The sequence below is a fragment of the Thalassospira sp. genome (assembly GCF_048059015.1).
GTDB lineage: Bacteria > Pseudomonadota > Alphaproteobacteria > Rhodospirillales > Thalassospiraceae > Thalassospira.
The window spans coordinates 92099-111057 of record NZ_JBLLNT010000004.1 but is presented as its reverse complement, the minus strand read 5'-3'; the positions used below and the strand labels follow the sequence as shown (position 1 = coordinate 111057).

Annotated in this window: 16 protein-coding genes; 10 read left to right on the top strand and 6 right to left on the bottom strand. The window is 54.3% G+C overall.

Annotated features, from left to right (window positions below):
- Nucleotides 1–5: 5 nt before the first annotated feature.
- Genes ACMZ66_RS07075 through glpD form a run of 6 tightly spaced genes read right to left on the bottom strand, consistent with a single transcriptional unit; the run spans nucleotide 6 to nucleotide 5743 of the window.
- Nucleotides 6–278, bottom strand: a complete 273-nt coding sequence (locus ACMZ66_RS07075; protein WP_416935804.1) for a DUF2160 domain-containing protein — start codon at nucleotides 276–278, stop codon at nucleotides 6–8.
- Nucleotides 279–302: 24 nt separating this feature from the next.
- Nucleotides 303–1106, bottom strand: a complete 804-nt coding sequence (locus tag ACMZ66_RS07070) for a carbohydrate ABC transporter permease (protein ID WP_416935802.1) — start codon at nucleotides 1104–1106, stop codon at nucleotides 303–305.
- Between the two features lies 1 nt (nucleotide 1107).
- Nucleotides 1108–1980 (bottom strand): carbohydrate ABC transporter permease, encoded by an 873-nt coding sequence (locus ACMZ66_RS07065; protein ID WP_416935800.1) that lies wholly within the window; start codon nucleotides 1978–1980, stop codon nucleotides 1108–1110.
- Between the two features lie 14 nt (nucleotides 1981–1994).
- Nucleotides 1995–3086, bottom strand: a complete 1092-nt coding sequence (locus ACMZ66_RS07060; protein ID WP_416935798.1) for an ABC transporter ATP-binding protein — start codon at nucleotides 3084–3086, stop codon at nucleotides 1995–1997.
- Between the two features lie 15 nt (nucleotides 3087–3101).
- A complete protein-coding gene (locus tag ACMZ66_RS07055; RefSeq protein WP_416935796.1) occupies nucleotides 3102–4202 on the bottom strand; it encodes an ABC transporter ATP-binding protein in 1101 nt (366 codons plus the stop codon).
- Nucleotides 4199–5743, bottom strand: a complete 1545-nt coding sequence (gene glpD, locus ACMZ66_RS07050) for a glycerol-3-phosphate dehydrogenase (RefSeq protein ID WP_416935794.1) — start codon at nucleotides 5741–5743, stop codon at nucleotides 4199–4201. Before glpD ends, ACMZ66_RS07055 begins: the two co-directional genes overlap by 4 nt.
- A 493-nt stretch (nucleotides 5744–6236) precedes the next feature.
- Here glpD and ACMZ66_RS07045 point away from each other — a divergent pair, with 493 nt between their 5' ends.
- From ACMZ66_RS07045 to ACMZ66_RS07000, 10 genes are all read left to right on the top strand, one after another.
- On the top strand, nucleotides 6237–6755 hold the full coding sequence (locus tag ACMZ66_RS07045; RefSeq protein WP_416935792.1) for an RNA polymerase sigma factor: 519 nt from the start codon (nucleotides 6237–6239) through the stop codon (nucleotides 6753–6755).
- 114 nt (nucleotides 6756–6869) lie between these two features.
- Nucleotides 6870–7835, top strand: a complete 966-nt coding sequence (locus tag ACMZ66_RS07040) for a FecR family protein (protein ID WP_416935790.1) — start codon at nucleotides 6870–6872, stop codon at nucleotides 7833–7835.
- A gap of 121 nt (nucleotides 7836–7956) precedes the next feature.
- Entirely contained in the window at nucleotides 7957–10422 is a 2466-nt protein-coding gene (locus ACMZ66_RS07035; protein ID WP_416935789.1) for a TonB-dependent siderophore receptor, read from the top strand.
- A gap of 88 nt (nucleotides 10423–10510) precedes the next feature.
- Nucleotides 10511–11917 carry a Y4yA family PLP-dependent enzyme gene (locus ACMZ66_RS07030; protein ID WP_416935787.1) on the top strand — a complete coding sequence of 469 codons (1407 nt, stop codon included), beginning with the start codon at nucleotides 10511–10513 and terminating at the stop codon, nucleotides 11915–11917.
- Nucleotides 11914–12957: a PLP-dependent cysteine synthase family protein gene (locus ACMZ66_RS07025; protein WP_416935785.1), complete on the top strand. Its 1044-nt coding sequence runs from the start codon at nucleotides 11914–11916 to the stop codon at nucleotides 12955–12957. Before ACMZ66_RS07030 ends, ACMZ66_RS07025 begins: the two co-directional genes overlap by 4 nt.
- On the top strand, nucleotides 12954–13424 hold the full coding sequence (locus ACMZ66_RS07020; RefSeq protein ID WP_416935783.1) for a hypothetical protein: 471 nt from the start codon (nucleotides 12954–12956) through the stop codon (nucleotides 13422–13424). Before ACMZ66_RS07025 ends, ACMZ66_RS07020 begins: the two co-directional genes overlap by 4 nt.
- Nucleotides 13421–14599, top strand: coding sequence for an NAD/NADP octopine/nopaline dehydrogenase family protein (locus ACMZ66_RS07015; RefSeq protein ID WP_416935781.1), 1179 nt, complete (start codon nucleotides 13421–13423; stop codon nucleotides 14597–14599). The genes ACMZ66_RS07020 and ACMZ66_RS07015 overlap by 4 nt, the downstream gene beginning before the upstream one ends.
- Nucleotides 14596–16503, top strand: coding sequence for an IucA/IucC family protein (locus tag ACMZ66_RS07010; protein ID WP_416935779.1), 1908 nt, complete (start codon nucleotides 14596–14598; stop codon nucleotides 16501–16503). The genes ACMZ66_RS07015 and ACMZ66_RS07010 overlap by 4 nt, the downstream gene beginning before the upstream one ends.
- A 23-nt stretch (nucleotides 16504–16526) precedes the next feature.
- A complete protein-coding gene (locus tag ACMZ66_RS07005; RefSeq protein WP_416935777.1) occupies nucleotides 16527–17744 on the top strand; it encodes an MFS transporter in 1218 nt (405 codons plus the stop codon).
- A 7-nt stretch (nucleotides 17745–17751) separates the two neighbouring features.
- Nucleotides 17752–18876, top strand: coding sequence for an ABC transporter substrate-binding protein (locus ACMZ66_RS07000; RefSeq protein ID WP_416935775.1), 1125 nt, complete (start codon nucleotides 17752–17754; stop codon nucleotides 18874–18876).
- Nucleotides 18877–18959 lie beyond the last annotated feature (83 nt).

The following is an 18959-nucleotide window of genomic DNA, read 5'->3' as shown; positions in this document are numbered from 1 at the left end:
AATTCTTAGCCCCAGCGCATCACAATGATGAGCCATGCAAGGGCGATGATGGAGCCAATCCAAAGGGCGACATCGGTAAATGCCAACCAACCCAAGTGGATATAGGCTGCACCAAGCAAGCTGATGAACAAGCGATCACCACGTGTGGTCACCAGCGGCAAGAAGCCGCGCCGTGGAACGGTTGGTGAAACCGCTTGCCAAATTCCCATCCCGATCAACATCAGGATGATGCAGCTGAAAAACGCTGCGGTAATCGGGGTCCAGGCCATCCATGCCATGTTGAAATTCCTCCTGTTTTCCGATTACACGCGACCCATGGCGAAACCTTTGGCGATGTAGTTACGAACGAACCAAATCACCAAGGCACCCGGGACGATTGTCAAAACGCCAGCTGCGGCAAGAACACCCCAATCCAGACCAGACGCCGAAACGGTACGGGTCATGGTTGCTGCGATCGGCTTTGCTTCGACCGAGGTCAAGGTGCGGGCCAGAAGCAGCTCAACCCAGCTGAACATGAAGCAGAAGAAGGCTGTCACACCGATGCCTGAACGGATCAGCGGCAGGAAGATCGTGGCAAAGAAGCGCGGGAACGAATAACCGTCGATATAGGCGGTTTCATCGATTTCCTTTGGAATGCCAGACATAAAGCCTTCAAGGATCCAGACAGCCAGCGGCACGTTAAACAAGCAGTGTGCAAGGGCCACAGCGATATGGGTGTCAAACAGGCCGACACTTGAATAAAGCTGGAAGAACGGCAGCAAGAATACGGCCGGTGGTGCCATACGGTTGGTCAGAAGCCAGAAGAACAGATGCTTGTCGCCAGTGAAGTTGAAGCGCGAGAAGGCATAAGCCGCCGGAAGCGCAACCACGAGCGAGATCACAACGTTGATCCCGACATAAATCATCGAGTTGATATAGCCGGTATACCAAGCCGGATCGGTCAAGATCGTCGCATAGTTGGCCAATGTCGGGTTATCCGGGAACAGGGTCATAGCGCCCAGGATTTCCGTATTGGTCTTGATCGACATGTTGAACAGCCAATAGATCGGCAGCAACAGGAACAGAATGTAAAGAAGAAGTCCGATATGTCGTTTCTGGAACTGCATTTTATTGTTCCCCCTGCTTTCCGGCGTTCATCACGACGGTATAGAAAACCCAGCAAACCAGCAGAATGATCAGGAAGTAGACCAGCGAGAAGGCTGCTGCCGGACCAAGGTCAAACTGACCAACTGCCATCCGTGTGAGGAACTGGCTGAGGAAGGTGGTTGCGTTACCCGGACCACCACCCGTGAGGACGAACGGTTCGGTATAGATCATGAAGCTGTCCATGAAGCGCAGCAGAACACCAATCACGAGAACCGACTGCATTTTCGGAAGCTGAATAAAGCGGAAGATGGCCCAGCGCGACGCACCGTCAATCTTTGCGGCCTGATAGTAGGCATCCGGGATCGAACGAAGACCGGCATAGCACAGCAGAACAATCAGGCTGGTCCAGTGCCAAACGTCCATGACAAGAACGGTCAGCCAGGCATCCATCGGGTTCTGGGCGTAGTTGTAATCAATGCCCATCAGGTTGATGACGTAACCACCCAGACCAATGTCTGCACGGCCAAAGATCTGCCAGATGGTGCCAACCACGTTCCAAGGAATAAGCAGCGGCAGGGCAAGCAGAACCATTGATGCCGATACACCCCAGCCTTTGCGCGGCAGGGTCAGGGCAACAGCAATGCCCAGCGGAATTTCGATGAACAGAACGCTCATGGTGTAGACGATCTGACGGATCAGCGCGTCATGCAGGCGGCTGTCTGCCAGAACCTGTTCAAACCATTCTGTCCCGACAAAGAAGCGGGTCTGCGGATCGAAAATGTCCTGAACCGAATAGTTCACAACCGTCATCAGCGGGATGATCGCGCTGATGGCGACAATAAAGAAGACCGGCAGGACGAGGAACCAGGCCTTGTTGTTGGTAATCTTGTTCATTTCCTCATCCCCCCTTACGCGACCAGCTGACTGTCGGCGTAAAGCTTGGTCCATTCAGGTGCGAAGCGCAGAATACCGGACTGGCCGATTACCTGTTCGTCTTCGCCAAGCTTTACTTTGACTTCAGATGACCCGAAACGGGTGGTTGCGATCTTGTATTGGCCAAGGTCTTCGACCTTGATGATATTGACTTCGACACCGTCGCCCTTGGTGGCGTTTCCGGTTTCAAGCGTCAGGAATTCCGGACGGATGCCCAGTTCGATCTTGCCACTTTGTTTGGAAATCGCTTCAAGGTGACGATCCGAAAGACCAATGCGCTGACCATCAATCCAGGCTGCACCATCATCGATGTTGCAATCCATGATGTTCATGCCAGGACTTCCGATGAAGTAACCGACAAAGGTATGTGCCGGATTTTCAAACAGTTCCTGCGGGGTGCCCAGCTGCACGACCTTGCCGCCATACATGACAACGACCTTGTCTGCAAACGTCAGAGCTTCGACCTGGTCATGGGTGACATACACCATGGTCGGACGCAGTTTGTTGTGAATTTCTTTAAGCTTGCGGCGCAGAACCCATTTGAGATGCGGGTCAATAACGGTCAGCGGTTCGTCAAACAGGATGGCCGAGACATCGTCACGCACCAGACCACGCCCAAGCGAGATCGTCTGTTTTTCATCCGCACCCAGGCCGCGTGCCTTTTGCTTGAGCTTGCCGGTCAGATCGAGCATCCCGGCGATTTCACGCACACGCGCATCAACGCGCTTTTCGTCAACACCGCGGTTGCGCAGCGGGAAAGCTAGGTTGTCATAGACAGTCATGGTGTCATAGATGACCGGGAACTGGAAAACCTGTGCAATGTTGCGCTCTTCCGGTGCCAGATTGGTGACATCCTTGCCATCAAACAGGACCTGACCATGGGACGGGGTCAGAAGGCCGGAAATGATGTTCAGAAGGGTGGTCTTGCCACAGCCCGACGGGCCGAGAAGCGCATAGGCGCCGCCATCTTCCCAAACATGCTCCATCCGACGCAGGGCATAATCTTCGTCCGTTTTCGGATCGGGGAAGTAGGAATGCGCAAGGCTTTTAAGATCAATACGTGCCATTTTGTTTCTCTACCCTCACGCCGCTTTGCCGTTTGAAATTTCGACCGGCGGGGCGGCCACGAGCGCACCGTTCGCATCAAAGGCAAACAGGCGGGTCGGATCGACATAGAAAGAAGTGGCCTCACCCAGACGCGGGTTGTGAACACCTTCTTCCTGGATCACCCAGGACACATCGTTGAAATGCACATGGACAAAGGTTTCAGAACCGGTGATTTCGGCCAGTTCGACCTGACCCTGCATGGCGATCGTGTCATCCCCGGTCGGATCAACCGACAGATGGTTTGCACGAATGCCAAGGGTATAAGTGCCATTGGCCAGATTTGCGAGGTGACCTTTAAGTGGAACTTGATGGCCGCTTTTCATAAAGATCGCGCCTTCGCGCACTTCGGCTTCAACCAGGTTGATCGGCGGGTCCGAGAAGATCAGACCGGTCTCGACCGATGCCGGGTTGTGATAAACCTTGGTGGTCGGGCCAAACTGGGTCACGCGACCTTCATGCATCACCGCACATTTACCACCCAGAAGCAGGGCTTCCATCGGTTCGGTGGTGGCATAGACAACAATGGTGTCACGCTCGGCCAGGATGTTTGGAATTTCTTCGCGCAGCTCTTCACGCAGTTTGTAGTCAAGGTTCACAAGCGGCTCGTCAAGCAGCAGCAATTTGCAATCCTTGACCATGGCGCGCGCCATGGCGGTACGCTGCTGCTGGCCACCCGAAAGTTCCTGGGGCAGGCGATCAAGCAAATGTTCGATATGCATCAGCGCTGCGGTTTCGCGAACGCGCTTTTCGATCTCGGCTTTATCTACACCCTGAAGCTTCAGCGGGGATGCGATATTGTCAAAGACATTCATAGAAGGGTAGTTGATGAACTGCTGATAGACCATCGCGACATTGCGCTTCTGCACAGCCATGCCGGTCACATCAACATTATCAACAAGGATACGGCCGCTGGTGGGCGGTTCAAGCCCGGCCATGATACGCATCAGGGTCGTCTTACCGGCCAGGGTCCGTCCGAGAAGGACGTTGAATGATCCCGGTTCCAGCGTCATCGACACATCGTCGATGTGGGACTCCCCTCCCACAGTCTTGGTTATGTTTTCAAGCGTAAGGGTCATTTTCCAGTATTTCCTTCGCCCGTTTTCACGGTGTTTTTTGATTTCGGTTCGGTTTTGAACCATTGGACAATGGCGTTACGCGTCTCTTCTGATAAATGCAGCCCCAGTTTGGAGCGGCGCCACAAGACGTCTTCTGCCGATTTGGCCCATTCGTGGTCTACCAGATAGCGCAATTCGCACTCATATACGTCATCCCCTAAATGCTGCCCAAGCCCTTTAAGATCAGAGGCCTCGCCAACGAGATTAAGGGTCAGTGTGCCGTAGTTTTGCACGTAACGGTAGATTTGAGCGTCCGGAATCCAAGGAAACTTCTTGTGCATCGCGGTAAGGTAACGCTCGAAATCGGCATCGGGGATGTCACCACCGGGCAGCGGCTTGTTGGCTGTCCAGCGGGTGTCATCGCGCCCAAGCAGGGGGCAAAGCTTGCTCATCGCGGATTCTGCAAGCTTGCGATAGGTCGTGATCTTGCCGCCATAGATATTTAGAAGCGGCGCACCATGATCGCCCTGATCAATCTCAAGAACATAGTCACGGGTGACCTTTGATGCGTCGTCGCTGCCATCGCCATAAAGCGGGCGGACACCGGAATAGGCCCAGACCACATCATCGGTCGTGATTTTCTTCTCGAAATAGGTGTTGGCCAGCTTGCAAAGATATTCGGTTTCTTCTGCGCTGATCGCGACCTTGGACGGGTCACCCTTGTAATCGCGATCGGTCGTACCGATCAGGGTGAAATTCTGTTCGTACGGAATGGCGAAAACGATACGGCCATCCGGGTTCTGGAAGATATAGCAGTAATCATGGTCAAACAGCTTGGGCACAACGATGTGGCTGCCCTGAACCATGCGAATGCCTTGTTTCTTCTTGGCTTCGACCCGGTTTTCCAGAAGCTCCGCACACCAAGGGCCTGCGGCATTGACCAATGACTTGGCGCGAATGGTATGTTCCGCGCCATCTTCGTCGCGGATGGTGACATTCCAGACATCGCCATCACGTTTGGCCGACACACATTCGGTGCGCGTCACGATATCGGCACCGAGATTGCGGGCATCCATCGCATTCAAGACAACAAGACGTGCATCCTGTACCCAGCAATCGGAATAGACGAACGCCTTTTCCATGCCTGCGACCAGCGGCTTGCCCGCCGGATGGGTTTTCAGTTTGATGCCCTCGGACCCCGGAAGCTTTTCACGACCACCAAGATGATCATACAGAAACAGTCCAAGACGGATCATCCATGCCGGACGCAGGCCTTTGACATGGGGCAGCACGAAACGCAGCGGCCAGATGATGTGCGGGGCAGCACGCAACAGAACTTCACGTTCAATCAGCGCCTCGCGGACCAGCCGGAATTCATAATGTTCAAGATATCGCAGGCCACCATGGATCAGCTTCGTGCTGGCAGATGAGGTCGCGCTGGCAAGGTCATTTTTTTCACACAGGAAAACCTTAAGCCCGCGTCCAGCTGCATCACGTGCAATACCGGTACCATTGATACCACCGCCAATAATGGCGATGTCGTATGTGTCTGAAGTGAGCAACCGCTTCCTCCCTGGTGCTCTTATTTGTGACAGTTGTTCTCAACTGCCTTTCTGTTCTTTCACAAACGTTACGAATGACCCAAAATAATTGCAAGCGAAAATTATAGTGTTTTGAAATTTTGATAGTGAACTAAATCTGTCAAAATGTAACAGATTGTTATCATTATATATTTTTCATAACCCTGCCCGAAGGTGGCTCGGTTTAGGCCAATGTTTCGTTTCCAATCAGGGGCTTGGAATGCTCAGAATCGGTTGAAAATGAAAAAACAGTTCTCCCACGCCGCGAAAACCGGGCGGTCCTGGCGGGGTGGGATGTAACAATATCATTTGCAATTGCAAATTATTATCATCATTGATAGGTTGCGCCTGTCGGGTGATTTGTGACCGGAGGTCGCAGTGCCCGAACCCCGCCCAAATGTTATGACCCGTCCGACCAAGCGTCGCGGGACTGCATGCGGGCGCGATGACCAAGTGATGGCGGTAATATCTGAACATGAAGTTCTGGCAGAACACCCTTGCAAAACTGTTTGAAGACCACCGGGGAAAGCTGGTGTCGATGGCAAGCCGTCGCGTCCGGGATCGTGAAACCGCGGTCGAGATTGTGCAGGATGTCTATGCAAGATTGATGCGTGCGGGTGACCGTGGCTCGGACGAAGAAAACACCAAGGTTCTGTATGCTTCGGTCCGCAATGCCGTCATTGACCATCATCGCAGCACGGCGGGGCGGGCCAATGTGATGAATGGCATTCTGCCCGTGCAGCTTTGGCAGAATGAAACATCATCACCGCAAGAGCATGCGCAATCGCGTCAGGCGCTTTCCGCCCTTGATCAGGCGCTTTTGGAACTGACACCCAAGGCGCGCGAGATGTTTATCCTTCATCGCATTGACGGAATTTCGAATATGAAACTGGCCAAAAAATACGGCATTTCCATCAGTGCCGTGGAAAAGCAACTGGCGCGCACCATGCGCCATTGTCAGGAACGCTTGTCTGATTATCGCGATGTCGACTGAATTTATCTACCGGACTGAGGATGTTTCTTCGTCATACGTTATTGGTTATAGAGATGCGTGCATGCCCGAAGGGCTGCGATAACTGCCGCAACCGTGTGGACAAACAATAGATCAATGCAAGCCGACCAAAACCCGACCCAAACGCAAAAGGATGAAGCCGCCCTCTGGCACGTAAGACGTATCGGCGGCTCAATGACGGCTGCGCAAGAGGTCGAATTTGATGTCTGGCTGAATGCCGATATGGGCAACCGGTTGGCCTTTGATCAGATGCGTGTGCTTTGGGGCCAGGTCGAAGAACCGGCCAGCCGTTTGGCGACTGCCCGCAGCAAAAAACAATCAGGGTTTGGCAAGCTCCGCCGTTGGTTTTCACCGGTGCGCACGGTTTCTGCCTTTACCGGAATGGCGGCCTGTGCGGCATTGGCCTTGTTCCTTAATCCTGATGTGATCGAGAATATGCAGGCCGATATTGTCAGCAGCTCGGACATGGTGACCGATATTGAGCTATCAGACGGCTCGCATGTTTATCTTGCCGCCAATAGTGCGATCAAAACGGACTTTGAAGATGGCCGACGCGATGTCGCGCTTTTGCGCGGGCAGGCGTTTTTTGACGTGACCCATCGCAATGGCGATCGGTTCCGCGTAAAGGCGGGGGATGCGACGATTGAAGTTGTCGGTACCCGGTTTAATGTCGATTACCTGACGCAAAATACCCGTGTTGGCGTGGAAGAGGGCGCTGTTCGGGTTTCAACCCAAGCGAATGGCGATGGTGTGTTGTTGGGCCCGGGGCAGGTGGTTGCCCTTGAAGCCGGGCGTTTGACTGTTAGCGACGGCGTGGATATTGCCGCAACACAGAGCTGGATGCATGGCCGGTTGAGTGTGCGCAATATGCGGGTCGATGATTTGGTCGCGCAGCTTGATAATTTCGCAAGCGGACGATTTGTGACCGTCGGGGACATCGGTGACAAGACGATTTCTGGCAGTTTTCCAACGGCAGATATCGACAGATCGCTTGAAACACTGGCCGCCGCAGTGGGGGCAAAACTGGTCAAAACCTCACCTTGGTTGACTGTGATTTATTGAGATTGCGAAAAATTCGCAAAAAATGCACCTCATGACGTGAGGTGTTCTTTTTCCCGTTCGTTTGTCTTTCTAGATGCAGGGGGACCTGCCTGAAGAAAAGACTTAGCAGTGGAGCGGGAAGTTGGATTCCAAGCAGGCAAAATCAAAAAAGAATATCTTTATCTCAGCGCTTTTGATGTCGACATCAATGGGGGTGCCCGCCGGTATGATGATCGGTCAGGCAAATGCGCAAGGACTTTCAAACACACAATCCGAACAAATCGAAATTGCTCAGGCGACCTATGCCTTTGACCTTACGGTCACATCCATCGCTGATGGTGTCAGCCAGATTGGCGACGTTTCCGGCTGGGGCATTGCCTATACGGTGGATCTGCCGGACCTGAATGCGCCGCGCACCATTCGCGGCAATATGTCTGTGCCAGATGCGATTGAACAGCTTATTAGCGGGACAGGTTTGTCCTATCGCGATACCGGCAACCAGTCGCTGATCCTTGTCGATGCCAATGCGCCCGAAAATGCGGATGGTTCGGTAACGGTCGCACCGGTTCTGGTCGAAGCTAACAGCGTTCAGTCCGACCTTCCGGCGGCTTATGCCGGTGGTCAGGTCGCAAGCGGTGGTCGCCTTGGTATGCTTGGCAATACCGACATCATGGACGCCCCGGTCAGCATCACAAGCTACACCGCCGAACGCATCGCCGATCAGCAGGCCGAAACGATTGCCGACGTCTTGCAATATGATCCGTCCGTGCGCGCGCCAAATGCCGAAACCGCCAACCTTGATACCTATCAGATCCGTGGTTTTGGCGTGAACCTGTATAACACCGGCGAGGTTTCCTTTAACGGTGCCTATGGTGTTGCGCCGACCTATCGCGTGTTGTCGGGTTTGGCTGAGCGCATCGAAGTCGTCAAAGGCCCGAACGCGTTGCTCAATGGCATGTCCCCGACCGGTGCTGTTGGCGGGGCGATCAATATCGTGCCCAAACGTGCAGGCGAAGAAGACCTGAACCGTGTCAGCCTTGATTACGGTCGGGGCGAGCAGGGCGGTGGCAACCTTGATTTCAGCCGCCGTTACGGCGCAGACGAAGAGTTTGGTGTGCGCTTTAACGGCGGGTACCACAATGGCGATACCTTCCTTGATCGTCAGACGCGTGAAACATCGCTTGGTGCGCTGGCCCTTGATTACAAAGGTGACAAGTTCCGCGCATCGCTTGATCTGATTGATCAGCGGGAGAACCTTAATGCTCCGGCACGTGAGTTCCGCTTTAACTCGGGCTTTGTCATTCCCGACGCACCGGATGGTTCAACCAACGCCATTCAGGATTGGGAATGGTCCGATGCGGTTGATCAGTCGGGCCTGATCCAGGCCGAATATGACGTGATTGAAGACATCACTGTCTTTGGCAGCTTCGGCGGTGGTCGTACCGAGCTTGACCGCTTGTTCGGGACACCAACCGTTCAGAACGCAGCGGGTGACTATATTGATGACGGTTTGTCATATCGCCGGTTCCAGACTGATCGCTGGTCGGCCAGTACTGGCGTGCGGACCGAGTTTGAAACAGCCTCGATCAAGCATAAGGCGACCTTTGAAGCGACCCGTTATGAAGATGAATTGCGTCAAGGGATCAGCAATGCGGGCTCCAACCCGTCAGCCAATATTTATTCGACACTGGCCGTTGCACCAATTGCGGTAAGTGCACCAAGCAACAAGCCAAAGACTTCGGAAAGCCAGCTTACCGGTTATGCGCTGGCTGATACGATGTCATTCTTTAGCGATCAGGTTCTTGTGACCGTTGGTGCGCGTCATCAGGCGATTTCGGTCGATAACTACAACACAAGCGGTGCGGTAACCAGCAGCTATAATGACGAAGTCATCTCGCCAATGGCGGGCATCGTGGTCAAGCCGCTTGAGACCGTTTCTGTCTATGCCAACTATATCGAAGGCCTGAACAAGGGCGACATCGCACCGTCAACCGCATCGAACTCTGGCGAAGCAATGTCGCCCTATGTCGCCAAGCAGATCGAAACCGGTGTGAAGCTTGATTTCGGTACCATCGGTGGTTCCATCGCGGCCTTCCAGATCACCCAGCCAAGCGGTGCAACGGACTCTGTTACGAACGAGTTCCGCGCAGATAACGAACAGCGCAACCGCGGTATTGAGCTCAATGTCTTTGGTCAGGTGACCCAGGATGTGCGCCTGATGGGTGGTGTGATGTTCCTTGATTCCGAAATCACCAAGGCGGTGAATGCGTCAAGCAAAGGACTTCGCCCGGTCGGTACGCCTGAAATGCAGATCAACCTTGTTGGTGAATGGGATACCCCATTTGTCGATGGCCTGACGCTGAGCGGTACGGTCACGCATACATCCGAGCAATTTGTTGATACCGCAAACACCCAGGACATCCCGGAATGGACCACGCTTGATCTTGGCGCGCGCTACAAAACCGAGCTTTACGGCACACCAATGACCTTCCGTGCCAGCATCCAGAACGTCACGGATGAGAAATACTGGTCGGGTGTCAACCAGTGGCGCTTCGTATCACTCGGCGCACCCCGCACGGCCATGCTGACGGTTACGGCGGACTTCTGATTTTTATCAGGTGGTCCCGTCGTGGGGCCACCTGTTCCAAGCCAAATCAATTGGCATTTAGAACCCAAAGGGTCATGGGACGGAGCGAATGAACCATCAATCTTTACACAAACCGGGTTTCGTTCAGGAAACCGGATTGCCGATCCTGGAGCCACTCCTTGATCCGGTCATTCGGAGCTTGACGGCCGAACAACAGAGCAAGCTGCATGATTGGGTCGGGGCATATGGATCACCGCTGAATGCGGTGTTTCCCCATACCATCGGCATCAATCATGCGAGGCTGGCAGGCGTATTGGATGCGCATGCCGTGAAATCGAAAATTTTTTACGCCGCAAAAGTGAATAAGTCGCATTCACTTGTGGCCGAAGCCGTTCAATGCGGTCTTGGGGTGGATGTCTCAAGCCGTTTTGAGCTTCGCGATGCACTGGATGCAGGCTGTGCAGGTAGCGATATCTGCGCGTCTGGCCCGGCAAAGGACGATGTGTTTCATCGTGAGTTGATCGCGGTGAATGCGCTGATCTCGATCGATTTAGCGGAGGAGCTTGAAGACCTTCTCGCACTTCTGACTGACGAATTATCCGGGACCAAGACCCGCATTCTCCTGCGGTTCCGCCCTACAAGCAACAAGCACAGCCGGTTTGGTATTCCTCATGAACAGCTTCATGCGTGCTTGCAGGTCGTTGCGCAAAACACTGATCGCTTGGCGTTTGAAGGGCTCCATTTCCATCTTGGCGGATATCAGGCTGATAACCGTGTAGAGGCCCTGATCGAGCTTTCCGACTGGATCATGGTTGCTCGTGAATATGGGCTTTGTGTCGAGATGGTCGATATCGGCGGTGGTCTGCCGATCCGTTATCTTGATGCGGATACCTATGCCGACTTCATTGATGCCCAAAAGTCGAGCCATTATCGCAATGGCAAGGTGCCGGGGTCCTATTACCCCTATGGCGGACCGAATGAAGCCGATGATTGGCTGGATCAGTTCCTGTCGGCAACCGGGCCAAGCGGCAAGTCGGTTGCGCAATATCTGAATGACGAGGGCATCACACTGGCGCTTGAGCCGGGCAGGAGCCTTGTTGATCAATCGGCAATTACGGTCTTCCGAATTGCGCGCACCAAACGCCAGCCTGATGGCAGCTTTGTTTTGTTTGTCGAAGGTAGCAGCTTTAGCGCGTGTGAAACCTGGTTCGCATCGGAATTTCTGATTGATCCGATCTTGGTGCCAGCGGCCAATTCAACCCGCGAGCAGGGTGGTCCGGTGCGCGCTTATATCGCGGGCCATAGCTGTCTTGAAGAAGACGTTATCACCAACCGCCTTCTGCCATTCCCATTCCAACCGTTAGCGGGCGACTTGCTCGTTTACGCCAACACGGCCGGCTATCAGATGGACCTTCTGGAAAATGAATTCCATAGGGTGCCAATGCCGCGCCGCGTTTCCATCAGCGCCGATCTGGCGACAGTTCAACCGGACGATCACAAGGGAGCATCCCGATGATAGAGACGAAGGTAAGCAATCTGATTGGAAATACACCGCTTATGGAGGTTCCGGTATCAGCCCCGAATGCGCGGCTGTTGCTTAAAATCGAAAAGAACAATCCCGGCGGCAGCATGAAAGACCGCATGGCGCGCAGCATGGTCATGGCGGCCATCCGCGATGGCAGGCTTTCTGCGGGTGGGACCATTGTTGAATCCTCTTCGGGCAATACCGGCATTGGTTTGGCAATTGTTGCAGCCGAACTTGGTTTTCGCTTCATCGCCGTGGTTGACCATCACGCAGCCCCGGACAAGCTCGCTGTTATGAAGGCAATGGGGACGGAGCTTCGTTTCGTTGAAGGCGATTACGCCGAGGACGAAGTTGCCGTAGTTGAACGCCAACGACTGGCCGCTGAACTTGGCAGCAGCATCCCCGGTGCGATTTTCATGAACCAGTCCGATAACCCGGCCAACCCGGAAGGCTATCGCGGGTTTGTCGACGAACTTCTTGAACAAACCAATGGCAAGGTCGATGCGTTTTGCGGCTGCACGGGGACCGGCGGTTCGCTGACCGGGATTGCCACCGGGCTTAAGCATTACAATCCAAACATCACGACCGTGGGTGTGGAACCAAAAGGATCCATCGTCTTTGGTCAGCCGGGTCATCCTTATTATCAATCAGGGACCGGAACCCCCAAGGGTGATGAAATCGGCAAGGTTCTTGATTTCAGCGTGATTGATATCGGAACCCAGGTCGGTGACGCCGAGGCATTTGAAGCTGCCCGTTTTCTGGCACAAAACACTGGCCTTCTGGTTGGTGGTTCGACCGGTGGCGCAATCTATAAGGCGCTTGAACTTATCCATGCAGGTACGCTTTCAGGCACGGTCGTTTGCACCATTGCCGATGGTGGGGAAAAGTACCTTCACACTGTTTTCAACGAAGCATGGCTGGCCGAGCGGAACTTGCTTGATCCGGCAATTGGTCAGCAAATGGCGCGCTGGATGCCGATCCATCGACCCTATGCCAATACCCAATTTGTCCCGGTCGGAGACGTGGCATGACGGCCGTCTCAAAGACACATCTGCCAATTGTCCTGATTGAAACCGACCGTCTGCGCCGCCACGAGGAACACGTTCCCTCAAACGCGGATCATGTCCGGGGACAGATCATGGCGGCGGGGACATGGACGACGCCAATCGTCGTGGAATGGAAAGATCTGATCGTGATGGACGGGCATCATCGCCTGTCCGTCGCGCGTCAGGCGGGGCTTACTTACGTGCCCTGCATCCTGGCGGATTATCACACCATTCAGGTCGAAAGCCGCCGCCCGGATATCGTCGTCACCCCCGATGAAATCCGCAGGCGGGCACAAAGCGGATTGCTTTATCCGCCCAAAACAACCCGCCATCACATCCCATCAGATTGGGTGGCGTGTTGTTCGGTGCCGCTTTCGGTTCTGGGTGGGTTTATGCCCACCATGCCGATGGCAGAAACCTTTGCCACAAGCACGCCGGGGTATGAGCAATGACGATGCAAGGCAAACCCCAACCCCCGCTTACGGTGACGATCTGTGGTGGTGGCCGAACAGGGCATTTGAATGCTGTCCTGTTCAAACAATTGCCCGGCGTGACGGTCAATCTTCTGACTGCCAACTCCGATGTGTTGACCGCACATGAGGCGGGTGAACCTGTTGTCGCGCACTTGCCGGGCAACAGGCAGATCACCGCGCGCTTAGATCGCGTCAGCACGGACGCGGCGGATGTCATTCCCGATGCGGACGTGATCATCGTGACGCTTCCGGCCCACGCCAGAATGTCGTTGCTGGAGCAAATTGCGCCTTATGTCGCCGTGGATAAGCCCGTTTTTGTCGGTGCAATTCCGGGCTTTTGTGGCTTTGACTGGTTGGCGGAACAGATATTGGGGGAGCTTCCCAATGTCGTGATCTGGGGCATGAAGGATGTGCCCCATACCGCGTTCGAACTTGATCCGGGTCGATCCATCCGTATGGGGGGGCCGAAGGCAACGCTCCATGTCGCCACCCATGATCGCGAAGATGATCTCAGCCGTGATCAGTTGCTGGCACATTTAAACCGGCTTTATGACGCCCCGGTCGAGATGCTCGAAAGCTTCCTTGAAATCACGCTGACGCCGGGCAATCCGATCATGCATAGCTCGGTGATTTACGGGCTGATCGGGCCGTTTGGCCAATGGCATAACCGGCAATTTGGCAAACCGATTTGCTGGTGGTCGGAATGCCCGGAAATCGGGGCCTATTTCCTTGAACGCTGTGACGGCGAAAGTCAGCAGCTTTGCAAGGTGATCGAACGGGAACTTTCGGTCGATCTATCTTCGGTCCGTCCACTTAAGGATGAGATCGTTGATGCCTATGGCGATCAAATCACGGACAGCCACACGATGCTTTCGGTTCTGCGCAGCAATCAGGCTTATGCAGGCATTCTTGCTCCACTGATCCCCGATACTCCGTCATCAGAAAATCTGATCATGGATCCGAAAAGCCGCGCATTCGAAGAAGACGTCGCCTTTGGCCTCGCCCTTCTTGTTGAAATGGGCAGGCGGCTTTCGGTGCCACTTCCCCATATCGAAGAAATTTTTGGCTGGTGCGTCACCTATATGGGCGGGCTTGCCAAATCTTCACTCGACTACTTCCCACACAGCTGGCCGACGGAAGGACACAAGCTATGAACAAGGAACTTCCAATTAAGGCACTGCACACGACAAACGCATCGAACTTCACGATGGGTGATGCACTGGGTGTGGCTCAGCGCAACGCGATCACGCGCATCATTCGCTGCGTCTTTGCCGAAAACATCATTGATCCGGAACGACTTGAATGTTCAAGCACGGACCGCTCGGCCCTTTTGGCGCTTTCGAATGGTGAAACAATCTGGTTTGAAGCCCTTCGCCAAGCTCCTGCCAACACCTTTGTCAATGCAGGTTATGTCAGGATCGAAGGCGTCGATGGCGATTGGCGTGTGATTACAGATGTTGCCGATTTGATTGATGCGCTTTTACCGGAATTTGATTTCGATCCGGCTGATGCAGGGGCTGAAAAGCTTAAGGGCGATATTCAAAACAGTATCGAAAATGACGCATTGGCGCGTCAGCATCGGGCCGGCTGGAATGCGGCGCTGCGCTCGGAAATGGCAGATGCCGGTGTCGATGGTCTGATCGCGCTTTGGCGGAAAACCAAGGACCCGCGCACTGCCGCCATCCTGCTGGATCAATGGGGATCGCTTGAAGGTCATCCGTTTTATCCGACCTGGAAAACCAAACCAAACCTTTCATCTGAAGAGGTTCGCGACCTTTCGCCGGAATTTGCCGCAGAAGTTCCGGTGCGTCTTGCCGCCATTCGCAGTGACATGGCCCATGTTGAACTGATGGCGGGTGTCACCGACGTTCATGCATGGATTGCCCATAAGCTGGGCGATGTCTATGGACAGTGGCGAGGTGCGTTGGAGGCCAAGGGATTGTCGGTCGAGGATTATCTGCCGCTGCCAATTCATAGCTGGCATCTGGAACACCACGTCAAAACCCATTTTGCCGATCTGATTTCGGATGACATCCTGATTGTCGATGGGCCGGACATTCCAACACGGCCCAGCATGTCATTTCGAACCATGCTGCCGGTTGATGCGGCGATTGATCCTTTCATCAAACTGCCGGTCGCGATCTGGCTGACCAGCGAATTGCGCAGCCTTCAGGCGAAATCGATCCATATGGGGCCACGGTCGAGCACCGTGATCAGCCAGATCCTTGCGCGTGAAAACGGTTTCGACAATCTGCTGGAATTCTTCACCGAGGATATCGGCATCCATTACAAACATGCGACGCGTCAGGATGATGCCGAGGGCAAATTGCTGTCGGTCATTTTCCGGTCCACCAATGCGTTGCTGGATCGCCGTGATGGATTGCTGCCAGTCACAGTCGCAGCCCTTTTGACGAAGACCCCGGATGGCAACCGCCCGCTAATCGCCGAAATGGTCGATCAGGCCTGTGCGGCGGATGGGACACTTGATGTCAGTGGCTTCTTTAGGCGTTACGTGCAAACAGTTCTAAAGCCGGTTCTGCAGATTTACATGCTTTATGGCATCGCCCTTGAAGCCCATCAGCAGAACACATCCATCCTTTTTGACGATGACGGCAATCCGGTTCGTATGTTGATCCGCGATTTTGGCGATGGGCGGACCTTCGCCCCGTTGCTCAATGCCCAAGGGTTGGAGCTGAAATCCTATTACTACAAGGGCATCCTGCCGACCGTGTTTGACGATGATATCGAACCGGTTCGATCCTTTGTGATTGATGCCTGCTATGTCTGTCACTTGCACGAAGTGGCGATGTCACTGACATCCCATTATGGGCTGGATGACGATCGCCTGTGGCAGGTCATGCGCGAAGAAACCGAACGCGTATTTGATCAAAGCAAAGCGCGGGTCGGGGATGACGCATTCTGGCAGGAAGAACGCGAAACCTTCCTTGAAGCCGGGTGGTCAACCAGATCGGTTCTTCGCATGCATTTACAGAAATACGCCGATTACCGAGTGCAGCACCAATTGCCCAACCCGATGCGCGGTGAGGCCAATTCATAATGGTCTTGCACTTTCGGGACACGATGCCGGTACGATGGAAAATCCATCTGCTGTTTGTCATTCAGCTGGTGTCGATGGGTGCCATGGAAATGAGCGGGCCGTTCTGGCCCGTTCATCTGCGTTCCATGACCAGTTCGGACGATCTGTTCACATTTGCCAGTGTCGGCGTCTATGTCGGGCCGATGCTGGGCATTATGTTGACCAGCACCTTCTGGGGGCGGATGGGCGATCGCTTTGGGCATAAGTCGATGATGATCCGCGCCCTGTTTGGTTTGGCGGCAACCCAACTGGCACTGGCCTATGCCGGTGATGTTATCTCGATCCTGATCTTGCGGTTTCTGCAAGGGGCATGCGCGGGTTATATCGCGCCTGCACAGGCCTATGGGGTCAGCATCGAAAACCCCACACACCGCGCGAAGCTGTTTGCCTATTTGCAGGTTTCAACCAATGTCGGATCGCTTGGCGGGGCGCTGATTGGTGGTGTGATTCTTGATCTGGCGAGCTTCTTTTGGATCAACTTTTCGGCGGCCATTCTGTGCGCGCTTTGCATGGTGTCGGTTTGGGCAATGCTGCCGTATGTGTCGGCACCCATCGCCAAGCCAGGCGATGCCGGGGCAGGTGCCCAAAAACCGGGCCCAAGCATTCTGCGATCACCGCAGGTCATCTCGCTTCTGACCATCATTGGTGTCTTGTTGTTGGGCCGGATGGTGACGCAATCGCCATTCCCGATCTATGTGCTCAACACCTTTGATGTCGGCAATTGGGTGGTCGGGCTTTGTTATGGCCTGCTTGCCATGGGGTTTGTCGCAACCGCCTCCCTTTGGGCGCGCTATTTCGAAGGACGCCCCGCGCGTGAGGTTCTAAGTGGCATGTGTCTGGTGATTGCCGGATGCGTTGTTGTCACCTTCACCGCCGGTTTGACCGGATCGGTCATTGTGTTTGCCGCGATGTATTTCCTGTGGGGGATGCTTTTAGGCGCAACGACGCCGGTTTTGACCACCCTTGTTTCGCGCAGTGCACCTGATCATCAGCAGGGGCATTTGCTGGGACTGGCGCAAAGCACAGCGCAGCTTTCATCGATTGCCGGAATTGCACTTGGCGGCTGGTTCGCCCAGGTCGCCGGACTTTCAAACATCTATTTTCTGGTCGGATTTGTCTATCTCGTTGGTTTGGTGCTGACCGCGGCAACGCGTGTTGGTGTCTTCCAAAAGGCACGCCCGGCCGAACTACCAGGGGAGTAAATTGAGAATGAGAAAACTGTTTCACCTATTGGCCATGATGATGCTGGGCATTTTTGTCCAGACATCCGCACAGGCCGAAACCATTACGGTCACCGACATTGCCGGGCGCGAGGTTGCGGTCGATGTGCCGATCAAACGCGCAGTCCTTGGCGAAGGGCGTCAGCTTTACATCATCGCGGCCCTTGATCGCGAAAACCCGGCTGAGCGTATTGTCGGTTGGCGCAAGGATCTGATCGAAGCCGATCCCGCCACCTATCAGGCCTATCTTGCGAAATTCCCGGCCTTTGGTGATATCCCCGCCTTCGAAGGGTTGGAGCAAAGCCTGATTGATATTGAAACCACAATCGCGCAGAAACCTGATATCGTTTTCCTTAATCTGGAAACCAAACGTGCGGTCGAAGAAGCGGCTTATATCGAAAAGCTTGGTGCGCTTGATATCCCGGTGATCTATGTCGATTTCCGTAACAGCCCGGAAGTGAATACCGAACCTTCCATTCGTCTGTTTGGCAAACTGTTTGGCAAAGAAGAACGTGCAGAGGAACTGATTGCCTTTCGCGCGGCCGAGATCGCCAAAATCACTGACCGTCTGGCCAATGTGAAACCCGAACGTCCAAAGGTTTTCATCGACCGCGCGGCCGGGTTCTATGAGGATTGCTGCCATTCCTTTGGCAACAGCAATTTCGGTGCGATGGTTGAGCTGGCCGGTGGCGATAACATCGCCAAGGACCTGATCCCCGGCACGTTTGGGCAGATCAATGCCGAACAGGTGATCGTTTCCGACCCGGCACACATCATCGTCACCAGTGCGATGTGGGATGCCTATGTTCCCGGTGGTAAATGGGTTCCGGTCGGGCCAGGGGCCGATGAAAAGCTGATTGATGAGAAGCTGGCATTTTATCCGACCCGCCCGGCTTATCTTGGCATTGATGCGCAAAAGGCCAAGGCGTTCCACGCTGTCTGGCATCAGTTCTATAACAGCCCGTATCAGTTCGTCGCCATTCAGCAGATGGCCAAATGGTTCCATCCCGACCTGTTTGCCGATCTTGATCCGGATGAAACCTTCAAACAGCTTCATGACCGGTTCCTGCCGATTGATTATCAGCCGGGCTATTTCGGTTCGCTTTCGAACTAAACAGGCGGCCATGCGGCTTGACCGCAGCCAAAGGATACTTTGGGCGGGAATGACGATTGTTGTTCCCGCCCTTTGTTTAAGCT